Origin of the sequence: Billgrantia gudaonensis, assembly GCF_900100195.1 — a bacterium.
Taxonomy (GTDB): Bacteria; Pseudomonadota; Gammaproteobacteria; order Pseudomonadales; family Halomonadaceae; genus Halomonas; species Halomonas gudaonensis.
Window position 1 is genome coordinate 17,645 of sequence record NZ_FNES01000005.1, and the last position, 12,045, is coordinate 29,689.

A 12,045-nucleotide genomic window follows, 5' to 3' on the forward strand; every position below is an offset into this window, starting at 1 on the left:
AGTGGCCTAAGGGTCGAACCTCAATCAATGCAGTGCGTACTTGGTGGGCCCAGCTGGACTCGAACCAGCGACCAAAGGATTATGAGTCCCCTGCTCTAACCAACTGAGCTATAGGCCCTTACCGGAGAAACGCCGAACGGCGCCGCCGTATGATAGCGAAAGGCGGTGGCCGAGACCATAGCCACCGCCCTTCGATTCACTCCACGTCGGCCGTGGCCAGCGCGCCGGTCTGCACCCGCCACTGGGCGGCGTAGCGGCCGTCGGCGGCGAGCAGGCTGTCGTGGGTGCCGTGCTCCGCTACCCGGCCGCCTTCGATCACCACGATCTCGTCGGCGTGGACGATGGTGGAGAGACGGTGGGCAATCATGATCACGGTGCGGCCGTGGCCGATCCGCGCCAGCGAGCGCTGGATGGCGGCTTCGGTTTCGTTGTCTACCGCGCTGGTGGCCTCGTCAAGCACCAGGATGGGCGGATCCTTGAGCAGCGCCCGAGCCAGCGAGAGACGCTGGCGCTGGCCGCCGGAGAGGCGCACGCCACGCTCGCCCACCGCGGTGTCGAGGCCCTGGGGCAGCGCCTGGATGAACTCCCAGGCTTCGGCGGTGCGTGCCGCCTCGATCACTTCCGCTTCGCTCGCCTGCGGCCTACCGTAGGCAATGTTGTCACGCACCGAGCCCTCGAACAGGTAGACGTCCTGGCTGACCAGGCCAATGGCACCGCGCAGCGAGGCCAGGCTGACGCCATCGATGGGCTGGCCGTCGATGCAGATGCGCCCACTGTCGGGGTCGTAGAAGCGCAGCAGCAGCTTGACCAGGGTCGACTTGCCCGAGCCGGTGGCTCCCACCAGTGCCAGGGTGTTCCCGGCGGGCACGTGCAGGCTCACGCCCTCCACACCTTCGCCGCTGGAACCGTAGCGGAAGCTCACGCGCTCGAAGCTCACTTCGCCGCGCACCGGCTCTGGCAGCGATGCACCGTGATTGTCGCGCACGGTGATGGGTACTGCCAGAAGGTCGAGGATGCGCCGGGTGCTGGCCATGGCACGCTCGAAGAGGTCGATCACCTCGGCCAGGCCGGTCAATGGCCACAGCAGCCGCTGGGTGAGGAACACCAGCACGCCGTAGGCGCCCACGTTGAGATCGCCGCGCAGGGCGAGCATCCCGCCCACGGTGAAGGTGGCCAGAAAGCCGGCGAGAATCGCCATGCGGATCACCGGGATGAACGCCGAGCTGACCTGAATCGCTCGGCGGTTGGCTTCCACGTAGGCTTCGCTGACCTCACGCAGCCGCTCGGCCTCGCGGGCTTCGCTGGTGAAGCTCTTGATGGTGGCGATGCCGGCCAGGTTGTTGCCGAGCCGGCTGGCCAGGTCGCCTACCTTCTCGCGCACGTCGGCGTAGAGCGGGCCGGCCTTGCGCTGGAAGAAGAAGGCGCCCCAGATGATCAGCGGAATGGGCGTGAAGGCGAGCAGCGCGATCAACGGTGAGATGACGAAGAACACCGCCCCCACCGCCACCACGGTGACGCCCACCTGGATCATCGCGTTGGCGCCGCCGTCCAGGAAGCGCTCGAGCTGGTTGACGTCGTCGTTCATGGTCGCCACCAGCTGACCGGAACTCCTCGACTCGAAGTAGGCCATGTCGAGGCGCTGGGCGTGCTCGTAAGAGTCCTGGCGCAGATCGGCCTGCAGGCGTTGGGCGAGATTGCGCCACAGAACCTGGTAGAGGTACTCGAACAGCGACTCCCCCGCCCAGATGAAGAAGGTGAGCACGGCCAGCACCAGGATCTGCTGCTGAGCGGTTTCGAAACCCACCCGAGCCACGAAGCTCCGTTCCTGGTTGACCACCACGTCGATGGCCACGCCGATGAGGATCTCGGGGGCGATGTCGAAGAGCTTGTTGACGATCGAGCAAGCCGAGGCGGCGACGATGCGCCGCCGGTAACCGCGGGCGTAGCGCAGCAAACGCCGTAGTGCCTGGAAGCTGGTGGCGGAATTCGACATGAAAATGCGTCCTGATGCGAAAAGGGGCAAGTGTAACGCATTTGACCGTCTCATTTGCGCGACGCCGCACGAAACACGACAATGATGCGCCTGTGTCCTGCCCCCTCTCCACGACACGGTACTGCGCATGCTCGCCGAACTCTTTGCCGTCATGGCCCCGGTCCTGGCCGGGGCCGGCCTGGGCTTCACCTGGATTCGCCTGGGCCACCCCTACCCGGTGGATTTCGTCACCCGCCTGGTCTTCAACATCGGCACCCCGACACTGGTCATCGCCTCGCTCTCCGAGGCCGAGATCGATGCCAGCAGCTTCGGGCGCACCATGTTGGCCACCGCCCTGGTGATCGTCGCCATGGCAGCGGCCACGGTGGTGGTCGCGCGGGTGCTCAGGCGCGACTGGCGTGTGCTGCTGGCGCCAATGATGTACCCGAACACCGGCAACATGGGCCTGCCGGTGGTGCTCTACGCTTTCGGCAGCGCGGGCTTCGTGTACGGCATCACGGTGATGGTCACGGTGTCGCTGTTCCAGTTCACCCTGGGCACCATGCTGGCCAGCCGCGGCAATCCGCTGAAGTCGCTGGCCAAGACGCCCACCGTCTACGCCATCCTGATCGCCCTGTCGCTGCTGCTCACCGACACCGCGCTGCCGCTGTGGCTGGCCAACAGCGTGGACTTGATCTCCGGCTTCACGGTACCGCTGATGCTGATCACCCTGGGCGTGTCGCTGGCCAGCATCCAGGTGAAGAACCTCAAGTCGGGCATCGGCTTCAGCCTGCTGCGCATCCCGGTGGCCGCCCTGCTCGCCTGGGGCATCGGCCATCTTCTGGCGCTGCCGCCCATGGGCCACAGCATCCTGGTGCTGCAGATGAGCATGCCGGTGGCGGTGTTCAATTACCTGTTCGCCCAGAAGGCTCGCCGCGAGCCGGAGTACGTGGCCAGTCTGGTGTTCTGCTCGACGCTGCTGTCGCTGTTCTATCTGCCGATTCTGTTGGCCATTCTGATGTAGTCGGCACTGGAACACCCACGCCCTGGGGGAGTCAGTAGGGGAGCCTCGAATGCTTGCCTGCCGAACGCCAAGGAGAGTGGGATGCACCCTGCCAGCGCACGATTCGCCACCCCCCTGCTGCTGGGCCTGGCCCTGATCGCCGGGCCCGTCCACGCCCAGACCATCGTCGGCGAGCGGCTCGCGACCGAGCATCTCGATCTGCGCCTGGAGCGAATCGCCGACGGCCTGACCCACCCCTGGGCGGTGGCACAACTGCCCGACGGCGACTTTCTGGTCAGCGAGCGGCCGGGGCGCATGGCACGCCTCGACGAGAGCGGGACGATCACGCACCTGGAGGGCGTTCCCGAGGTCAGCACCCGCGGCCAGGGCGGTCTGCTGGACGTAGTGCTGCATCCCCGCTTCGGCGAGAACGAGAGCGGCGAACACGACTGGATCTACTTCACCTGGAGCCAGCCCGGCTCTGGCGGCACCGCCACCACCCTGTCGCGCGCGCGTCTCGCGGACGACGCCCTGACGGAAGTGGAAGCGCTGTTCGTGCAGAACCGCTTTTCCAGCCCGGGCCGTCACTACGGTTCGCGGCTCGCCTGGCTGCCCGACGGCACCCTGCTGATGAGCATCGGTGAGCGCGGCACCCCACCCCGCGCCCAGGACGCGAGCGACCATGCCGGCAGCGTGCTGCGCCTGACCGAGACGGGCGAAGCGGCCCCGGACAACCCCTTCGTCGACGACCCCGACGCTCTCGACGAGCTCTACACGATCGGCAACCGCAACGTTCAGGGCCTGACCGTGCGCCACGACGGCGAGCCCTGGGCCAGCGAGCACGGCCCGCGCACCGGCGACGAACTCAACCGCTTGGTCGGCGGCGAGAACTACGGCTGGCCGGAGGTGAGTCGCGGCAACGACTACGCCACCAACCAACCCATCGGCGCCGATTCGCTGCCCGGCATGCGCGACCCCGTGCACGTCTTCGAGGGCCGCTTCGCGCCCTCCGGCCTCGCCGAAGTCACGAGCGACGCCTTCAGCGCCTGGCAGGGCGATCTGCTGGCCGGCGGGCTGAGCAGCGAGACGCTGCTGCGCCTGCGCCTCGACGGCGACGAGGTCATCGAACGCGAAGTCATCCTCGAGGGCGAGATCGGTCGCATCCGCGACGTTCGCCAGGGTCGTGACGGAGCCATCTATCTGCTCAGCGACGCCCCCGACGGCGGCCTGTATCGGCTGCGGCCAACGGACTGACCCGCTTTTTCCCCCGCTCCCGGCCACGTCGAGATGCCATGCGCCTACGCAACCTGATCTTGCTCACCGTCATCGTGCCGTTGTTCCTCGTGCTGCTGGTGTTCAGCCTGGTCGCCATCACCTCGCTGGAAGAGAACGTGCGCTCGCGCCTGGAACGGGAAGTCGAGGTGATCACCCACGTGATCGGTACCACGCTGGGTCATGCACTGTCCCGCGATGCAGCGGAACCCCTGGAGGAAACGCTGCACTCGGTCTTCTCCTTCCACCGCATCTACGGTGCCTACGTCTTCGACGATCGAGGCCGCGAGATTTACGGTCTCGGGCTGGGCGAGGCGCTGTTCAGCCCCGAGGACATCCGCCGCGTGGCCGAAGAGGGAGAAATGCAGGCCGACTATCGCCAGCACGATGAGTGGCACTACTACTCGGCCCTCAAGCCGCTGACCTCTCCCTCCGGCGAGGTGCTCGGCGTGCTGCAGGTCAACCGCCTCAACACCGGCGTCGAGAACTACACCGGTTTTCTCAGCCAGGCCGCCCTGCTGGCTTTCGTGGTCGGCGCCGCCGGCGTGGTGCTGGGGCTGTGGTGGGCCTTTCGCCACCATATCGAGCGCCCACTCAAACGGCTGCTGGCCGTCATGCAACGCGTCGAGACCGGCGAACGCGACCGGCGCGCCCCCGTGGACGGGCCGGCGGAATACCAGCAGCTCGCCGTGGCACTCAACGGCATGTTGGATGGCCTGGCCGAGAAGGACGCCGACATCGCCGCCAGCCGCCGAAAAGAGGTCGAGCTGGAGCAGCGCCTGCGCAAGTCGAAGAAGCTGGCTGAGCTGGGCGTACTGGCTGCCGGCGTCGCCCATGAGATCGGCGCCCCGCTGACGGTGATCGAGGGACAGGCGCAGCGCCTGGCACGTAGCGAAGCCATCGGCGAACGCGAGCAGGCACGGCTGACCCGCATTCACGGTGAGGTCGAGCGCATCGTGACGATCGTGCGCCAGCTGATGGAACTGGGACGCCAGCACAACGTCACCAAGGAGGCACGCCCCCTCGACGAACTGATACAGGCTGCCCGCGAGCTGGTGGAAGAGGACTTAGAAGCGCATGCCATTCGCCTCGAGCCCGAGCTGCCGTCTCCTTCGCCGCAACTGCTGGTCAACGGCCAGCAACTGATCCAGGTCCTCACCAACCTGCTGCGCAATGCCGCCCAGGCCGAGGGCGTCACGCGCGTGCGCCTGCGTGCCCGGCAAGAACGAGACTGGCTGACGCTGTGCGTGGAAGACGACGGCCCGGGCATTGCCGACAGCGATCAGGGCAAGGTCTTCGACCCCTTCTTCACCACCAAACCCGTGGGCCAGGGCAGCGGCCTGGGCCTGTCGATGGTCCATCGCATCGTCAACGACCATGGCGGCACCATCGGCGTTTTCGACAGCGAGCTGGGTGGCGCCGGCTTCGAGATCGTCCTGCCCCTGGACGATGCTCTGGACGACGACACCCCCGCTACCCCGCCCCAAGACAACGAGGAAGCATGACGTGACCAGGATGGCCCCCCATTCCCCCCGAGCCCCATTGCTGATCGTCGAGGACGACTCCGCCATTCTCGAGCTGCTCGAAGAGGAACTCCAGGACGCCGGATACGCTACCCTCGTCGCGGCCAGCGCCGAAGACGCCCTGGCCACCCTCAGCCACAGCGAGGTGTCGCTGGTGATCAGCGACGTCCGCCTGCCGGGCATCAGCGGGCTGCAGCTGCTCCAGCAGCTGCGTACCGACGGCAGTGAGGTCGGCTTCATCGTGATCACCGCCTTCGGCACCATCGACCAGGCCGTGGAATCGCTCAAGATGGGAGCCGACGACTTCCTGACCAAGCCTCTGGACCTGGAAGGCGTGCGCGAGGCCGTGTTCCGCGTGCTCGAGCACCGCCGCCTGGCCGAGCGGTTCGACCGGCCGGCGCGCGATGAAGGCTTCCACGGGATCATCGGCGACAGCGAACCGATGCATGCCCTGTTCCGCGATGCCACCCGGCTGGCCAGGAGCGAGGCCCCCATCCTGATTCTCGGCGAAAGCGGCACCGGCAAGGAGCTGTTGGCCCGCGCCATCCATGCCGAAAGCCCGCGAGCCGAAGCCCCGTTCGTGGCGGTCAACTGTGCCAGCATTCCGGGCGAGCTGATGGAAAGCGAGTTCTTCGGCCATCGCAAGGGCGCCTTCACCGGCGCCACGGACAACCGTCAGGGGCTTTTCCAGGCCGCCCGCGGCGGCAGCCTGTTTCTCGATGAAATCGGCGAGATGTCGCCCAACCTGCAGGCCAAGCTGTTGCGCGCCCTGCAGGAAAAGACCGTCAAGGCCGTCGGCGCGGAAACCGAAGACCCCATCGACGTGCGGATCATCGCCGCTACCCATCGCGACCTCGAACGCGAGATCGAGGCCGGCCACTTCCGCAGCGATCTCTTCTTTCGCCTGGAAACCTTCTCGCTGCGCATCCCCCCGCTGCGAGAGCGCCCCGGCGACATCGAACGGCTGGTCTCGACGTTGATCGCCAAACACGCCGCCGCCCAGGAAAAGCGTATCGAACGCATCGAGCCCGCCGCCCTGCAGGCCTTGCTCGACTACCCCTACCCCGGCAACGTACGCGAGCTGGAAAACGCGGTGATGCGCGCCGTGACGCTGGCCGAAGCGGGAGTGCTGAGCCATGCCGACCTGCCCGAGCGGCTGCGCCAACGCCACGAGACGCAACGCCGCCACGCCCCGAGCGGCACTTCCCAAGCCACTCGGCCCGAGCAAGGCAACTGGCCCAGCCTCGAGGAAGTGGAAAAGCGCTACATTCAGAAAGTGCTGGATGCAACGGGTGGCAACAAACGCAAGACGGCGGACATCCTGGGCATCGCTCGGCGCACCCTCTATCGGCGCCTGGAGGAGGAATGACGCCTCGGCGATGTCGCCTCGCGCGGCCAGGGTAAAAAAAGCCCCCGGGGAGTTCGGGGGCAAATGCCGCTGCTTAACCGCCAGACGCAGCAAGGGGAAACGAGAGGGCGGTGGGGAAATGACAGCGGCAGGGCAGGGAATCGTCGCTACCCGGCATCCGGTCGGGCGTGACTACCCGCCGGCGCCCTGAGAGTCCTGCTCCCAGCCATCGTCGGTCTCCTCCTCCGGTGCCTGCTGGGCCGGATCGCTGCCCGGTTGCGACGTGCCGGGCATGGGCTCGGTGCCACTGCCGAAGCCTGGCTCGTCGGGCGCCTCCGACTCGGAAGTCGGCGAATCGGCCGACCGTCGTTCGGCGGCGCCCGGCTCCTTGTCCAGGTCGTCCTGCTGAGCCATGGCCAGGGGGCCGACCAGCAAACCCAGCGCCACTCCCAAGGCGCCAGCTCGCTTGAACAGTGCCGGTAATGTCATCATGTCTCTCCTTGCGTCGCATGACTGGAATCGTGACTGGAAGACCGTCCGAATCGGTGCGGGTTCAGTGCAGGCGCTCCATGCGCCGTGGCCTCCTCGACGAGCCGTTGGCATTCCTTGCCGCAGAGCATGCGGCATGCCAACGCAGCCAGGATTCTAAAAAAACCCAAAAACTCAGAAAGTTAAAAAAAATCGCAAACGCCAGCTCACGGCCGCCGAGCGGTCGAATGCGTGGTGAAAACTGACACATGCGCCATGGGTGGCATGCCTCGGACCGCCGCGTTTTATTTGAATGATCGTTCAAAAACCACTAGGGTATACCCCCTCCCGAGCCATCAACGATTACGCGTGCCAAACTAGGCAGCGGCAATTCGATCCGACAGGGAACCTTCGTGTGCCCCTCGTCGAGAAAGGGGCTGACAAAAGGCATAGCCAATGAGCGACAACCGCAACGTCAAAATTCGGGTACGCAACCTGAGCAAGGTCTTCGGCAACCAGCCGAAGAAGGCGCTCGAACTGCGTGACCAGGGGCTCAAACGCCCCGAAATTTTGGACAAGACCGGCCAGACGCTGGGCCTGTCCAACATCAACTTCGACGTCCATGAAGGCGAGCTGCTGGTCATCATGGGGCTGTCCGGGTCAGGCAAATCGACCCTGATCCGCTGCCTCAACCGGCTGATCGAGCCCAGCGAGGGCGAGATCGTCATCGACGGCGAGAACATTCCCGAGCTGAGCGAGAAGGCACTGCTCGAATGTCGCCGCCGCCACTTCTCCATGGTGTTCCAGAACTTCGCCCTCTTCCCCCACCGCACCGTGCAGCAGAACACCGAGTTCGGTCTCGAGGTTCGCGGCATCGACAAGGTGGAACGGGAACGCGTCGCCCGCGAGTCCCTCAAGCAGGTGGGCCTGGACGGCTGGGAAGACGCCTATCCCAACCAGCTCTCCGGTGGCATGCAGCAGCGCGTGGGCCTGGCTCGCGCACTGGCCAACGATGCCAGCGTGCTGCTGATGGACGAGGCCTTCTCGGCCCTCGACCCGCTGATTCGCGGTGACATGCAGCAGGAACTGCTGGCACTGCAGCACAAGATGCAGAAGACGACGGTGTTCATCACCCACGACCTGGACGAGGCGCTGACCATCGGCGATCGCATCGTGCTGCTCAAGGACGGCGAGGTCGTGCAGATCGGTACGCCCGAGGAGATCCTCACCAAGCCAGCCGACGACTACGTGCGCCGCTTCATCGAAGGGGTCGACAAGTCACGCATCCTCACCGCCGAGAGCGCCATGCGCAAGGTGCGCTCCACGGTGCGCGACTCGGACGGCCCGCGTACGGCGCTTCGCAAGATGCGCGAACACAGCCTCGATTCCATCTACATCACGGACCGCGACCGTCACCTCATCGGGCTGATCGAAGCGGAAGCCGCCAGTCAGGCGCTCGAGCAGGGCAAGGATAAGGTGACCGACGCCATGACCCTCGATTTCCGCAGCGTGGGACCGGCCGAGCCGTTGCACAATCTCTTCGCCATGTTCCACGACAACAGCTTCCCGATTGCCGTCGTCGACGATAGCAAGCGCTTGCTCGGCGTGGTGGTCAAGGGCGCGGTGCTCGACGAGCTGGCACAGGCCGCCGAGACCCCGCAAACCACCGAGGAAGCGACCGTACCGGCAGGAGACGAATGATGGCTATCGAAATTCCCCGCATTCCGCTGGGCCAGTGGATCGAAGGCGGTCTCGACTGGCTGACCAGCGAGTACTCTCTCATCACCCGCGGCATTTCACGGGTCACCCAGACCGGCATCGGAGGTCTCAACGAGGCGCTGATGTGGTTGCCCGAGTGGGGCCTGCTGGCGATCATGGCCGCCCTGTGCTGGAAAGTCGCCAACCTTCGGTTGGCCATCGGCGCCGTGGCCGGCCTGCTGCTGATCTGGAACATGGGTCTGTGGGAGCCGATGATCGAGACCCTCACCCTGGTGGTGATCGCCACGTTCGTGGCAGTGGTCTTCGCCTTGCCGGTCGGCATTGCCGCCGCGCTCTCCGAAAGGCTCTATCGCGGCATCATGCCGGTACTCGACTTCATGCAGACCATGCCGGCCTTCGTGTACCTGATTCCGGCGATCCCGTTCTTCGGCATCGGCTCCGTGTCGGCCATCTTCGCCACGGTGATCTTCTCCATGCCGCCGGCAATACGCTTCACCACCCTGGGCATCCGCCAAGTGCCGGTGGAGCTGATCGAGGCCGCCGACGCCTATGGCGCCACGCGTGGCCAGAAGTTGTTCAAGGTACAGCTGCCGCTGTCACTGCCCACGGTGATGGCCGGCATCAACCAGACCATCATGCTGGCGCTCTCCATGGTGGTGATCGCCGCCATGATCGGCGCCGACGGTCTGGGCAGCGAGGTGTGGCGCGCCATCCAGCGGCTGCGTCCGGGCGACGGCTTCGAGGCGGGCATCGCCGTGGTGATCCTGGCCATGCTGCTCGACCGCATCACGCAGTCGCTGCGCAAACAGCGCAAGTCCGGGTAAACGTCAACGGCAGGAACGGTCCTGTATAACGTTGGTAATGGCCCTTGCATCGAAGCGCTACCATCGCCAAGGTGTAAGGGTCGTACGCAAAGGGAGGAACACCAATGAACAAGCAACTGCTCAATCGCCGCATTCGTCTCGCCAGCCTGGCACTGGTCGCTGGCGCCGGTCTCGCTGCCGGCACCGCTCAGGCTCAGGACAAGGGCAGCGTCCACCTGGCCTATGTCGAGTGGTCTTCCGAGGTGGCTTCCACCAACGTGGTACGCGCCGTGCTCGAGCAGCAGGGCTTCGACGTGGAGATGACCTCGCTGTCCGCGGCCGCCATGTGGCAGGCCGTGGCCTCCGGCGATGCCGACGCCATCGTCGCCGCCTGGCTGCCCACCACCCATGCCGACTACATGGAGCGCGTGGGTGACGAGGTCGACGATCTGGGCGTCAACCTGGACGGCACCAAGCTCGGCCTGGTGGTACCCGCCTACAGCGACGTCGATTCCATCGCCGACCTCAACGACCACGCCGACGATTTCAACGGCGAAATCATCGGCATCGACCCCGGTGCCGGCCTGATGGGGCTCACCGAGGACGTCATCGAGGAATACGATCTCGACCTGGCCCTGCGCAGCGGCAGCGGCGCCACCATGACCGCCGCTCTCGAGTCGGCCATCAAGAACGAGGAAGACGTGGTGGTCACCGGCTGGACGCCGCACTGGAAATTCGCCCGCTGGGATCTCAAGTACCTCGAGGATCCGGAAAACGTCTACGGCGGCGCCGAGCAGATCCACACCATCGCCCGCCAGGGTCTCGAGGAGGACATGCCGGAGGCCTACGCCATTCTGGATGCCTTCGAGTGGACTCCGGAGCAGATGGGCGAAGTCATGCTCATGAACCAGGAAGAGGACTCCGACCCCTACGAGAACGCCAAGCAGTGGGTCGAAGACAACCAGGACGTCGTGCAGGAGTGGATCGACGGCTAAGCGTTTCCTGACCGTCGTTCCTGCAACGCAAGCGGGGAGGCCGATTGGCCTCCCCGCTTGCGTTGATGGCGTTCGTCTCGATGCCGACTAGCCTGGACTCACCCCACGCAGCCGCTCTCCACGCCGCCGCAGCAGTTCCAGGGTGGTGAGCAGCAGCATCGAAAGCAGCACCAGCAGCGTGGCCACGGCCAGGATGGTCGGGCTGATCTGCTCGCGAATGCCCGACCACATCTGGATCGGCATGGTGCGCTGTTCCGGTCCGGCAATGAACAGCACCACCACGACCTCGTCGAACGAGGTGATGAAGGCGAACAGCGCTCCGGACACCACACCGGGCGTCACCAGCGGCAGCACCACCTTGAAGAAAGTGCGCGTGGGATTGGCTCCCAGACTGTGGGCGGCACGAATCAGCGTGGTGTCGAAGCTCGACAGGGTGGCGGTGACCGTGATCACCACGAAGGGGATGCCCAGTGCCGTGTGAGCCAGGATCACGCCCAGATAGGTCTGCGCCAGATTGATCTTGGAGAAGAAGAAGAACATCGCTGCCGCCGAAATGATCAACGGCACGATCATCGGCGAGATCAGCATTGCCATGATCGCCCCGCGCGCCGGCATGTGACGGCTCGAGAGCCCCAGTGCCGCCACCGTACCCAGCACCGTGGCGAGCAAGGTCGAGGCGATGCCGATGATGAAGCTGTTCTTGATCGCCCCGAGCCACTCGCTGGAGGTGAAGAAGTCCTGGTACCAACGCAGCGAATAGCCCGCCGGGTCGAGGGTCAGCATTTCTTCGCTGAAGGTGAAGTAGGGTTCGGCGTTGAACGACAGCGGGATGATCACCAGCAGCGGTCCCACCAGAAACAGGAAGACCAGCGTACAGATGCCGAGGAAGACGGTGTGCCAGATGCGCTCGCCGCGGGTGGCATAGGAAGGAATGGCCATCGG

10 protein-coding genes and 1 tRNA gene are annotated in these 12,045 nt (G+C 65.5%); 7 read left to right on the top strand and 4 right to left on the bottom strand.

Annotated elements, in window-relative coordinates; genetic code table 11:
* Nucleotides 1-41: 41 nt before the first annotated feature.
* A tRNA-Ile gene (locus BLP96_RS07610) sits at nt 42-118 on the bottom strand.
* A 78-nt stretch (nt 119-196) separates the two neighbouring features.
* Nucleotides 197-1,993, bottom strand: coding sequence for an ABC transporter ATP-binding protein (locus tag BLP96_RS07615; RefSeq protein ID WP_089684764.1), 1,797 nt, complete (start codon nt 1,991-1,993; stop codon nt 197-199).
* 127 nt (nt 1,994-2,120) lie between these two features.
* Here BLP96_RS07615 and BLP96_RS07620 point away from each other — a divergent pair, with 127 nt between their 5' ends.
* From BLP96_RS07620 to BLP96_RS07635, 4 genes are all read left to right on the top strand, one after another.
* Nucleotides 2,121-2,996: an AEC family transporter gene (locus BLP96_RS07620; protein ID WP_089684766.1), complete on the top strand. Its 876-nt coding sequence runs from the start codon at nt 2,121-2,123 to the stop codon at nt 2,994-2,996.
* An 81-nt stretch (nt 2,997-3,077) separates the two neighbouring features.
* On the top strand, nt 3,078-4,229 hold the full coding sequence (locus BLP96_RS07625; protein ID WP_089684768.1) for a PQQ-dependent sugar dehydrogenase: 1,152 nt from the start codon (nt 3,078-3,080) through the stop codon (nt 4,227-4,229).
* A 38-nt stretch (nt 4,230-4,267) separates the two neighbouring features.
* Entirely contained in the window at nt 4,268-5,752 is a 1,485-nt protein-coding gene (locus BLP96_RS07630; protein ID WP_089684770.1) for a sensor histidine kinase, read from the top strand.
* A 10-nt stretch (nt 5,753-5,762) separates the two neighbouring features.
* Nucleotides 5,763-7,139 (top strand): sigma-54-dependent transcriptional regulator, encoded by a 1,377-nt coding sequence (locus BLP96_RS07635; protein WP_089684772.1) that lies wholly within the window; start codon nt 5,763-5,765, stop codon nt 7,137-7,139.
* A 171-nt stretch (nt 7,140-7,310) separates the two neighbouring features.
* Here BLP96_RS07635 and BLP96_RS07640 read toward each other — a convergent pair whose 3' ends face one another.
* A complete protein-coding gene (locus tag BLP96_RS07640; protein ID WP_143005084.1) occupies nt 7,311-7,610 on the bottom strand; it encodes a hypothetical protein in 300 nt (99 codons plus the stop codon).
* 432 nt (nt 7,611-8,042) lie between these two features.
* Between BLP96_RS07640 and BLP96_RS07645 the strand changes: the two genes are divergently transcribed.
* The 3 genes from BLP96_RS07645 (at nt 8,043) to BLP96_RS07655 (ending at nt 11,103) form a co-directional block, all read left to right on the top strand.
* Entirely contained in the window at nt 8,043-9,287 is a 1,245-nt protein-coding gene (locus tag BLP96_RS07645; RefSeq protein WP_089684776.1) for a quaternary amine ABC transporter ATP-binding protein, read from the top strand.
* Between the two features lie 5 nt (nt 9,288-9,292).
* Complete coding sequence (locus BLP96_RS07650; protein ID WP_089685149.1) at nt 9,293-10,129, top strand: ABC transporter permease; 837 nt, start codon at nt 9,293-9,295, stop codon at nt 10,127-10,129.
* A gap of 104 nt (nt 10,130-10,233) precedes the next feature.
* Nucleotides 10,234-11,103 carry a glycine betaine ABC transporter substrate-binding protein gene (locus BLP96_RS07655; protein WP_089684778.1) on the top strand — a complete coding sequence of 290 codons (870 nt, stop codon included), beginning with the start codon at nt 10,234-10,236 and terminating at the stop codon, nt 11,101-11,103.
* A gap of 87 nt (nt 11,104-11,190) precedes the next feature.
* Here the strand turns inward: BLP96_RS07655 and BLP96_RS07660 are convergent, their stop codons facing one another.
* Complete coding sequence (locus tag BLP96_RS07660; protein ID WP_089684780.1) at nt 11,191-12,042, bottom strand: ABC transporter permease; 852 nt, start codon at nt 12,040-12,042, stop codon at nt 11,191-11,193.
* Nucleotides 12,043-12,045: the final 3 nt, after the last annotated feature.

Coding starts and splice junctions, on each gene's coding strand:
- BLP96_RS07615 (WP_089684764.1), bottom strand. CDS start 1,993: ATGTCGAATTCCGCCACCAGCTTCCAGGCACTACGGCGTTTGCTGCGC.
- BLP96_RS07620 (WP_089684766.1), top strand. CDS start 2,121: ATGCTCGCCGAACTCTTTGCCGTCATGGCCCCGGTCCTGGCCGGGGCC.
- BLP96_RS07625 (WP_089684768.1), top strand. CDS start 3,078: ATGCACCCTGCCAGCGCACGATTCGCCACCCCCCTGCTGCTGGGCCTG.
- BLP96_RS07630 (WP_089684770.1), top strand. CDS start 4,268: ATGCGCCTACGCAACCTGATCTTGCTCACCGTCATCGTGCCGTTGTTC.
- BLP96_RS07635 (WP_089684772.1), top strand. CDS start 5,763: ATGGCCCCCCATTCCCCCCGAGCCCCATTGCTGATCGTCGAGGACGAC.
- BLP96_RS07640 (WP_143005084.1), bottom strand. CDS start 7,610: ATGATGACATTACCGGCACTGTTCAAGCGAGCTGGCGCCTTGGGAGTG.
- BLP96_RS07645 (WP_089684776.1), top strand. CDS start 8,043: ATGAGCGACAACCGCAACGTCAAAATTCGGGTACGCAACCTGAGCAAG.
- BLP96_RS07655 (WP_089684778.1), top strand. CDS start 10,234: ATGAACAAGCAACTGCTCAATCGCCGCATTCGTCTCGCCAGCCTGGCA.
- BLP96_RS07660 (WP_089684780.1), bottom strand. CDS start 12,042: ATGGCCATTCCTTCCTATGCCACCCGCGGCGAGCGCATCTGGCACACC.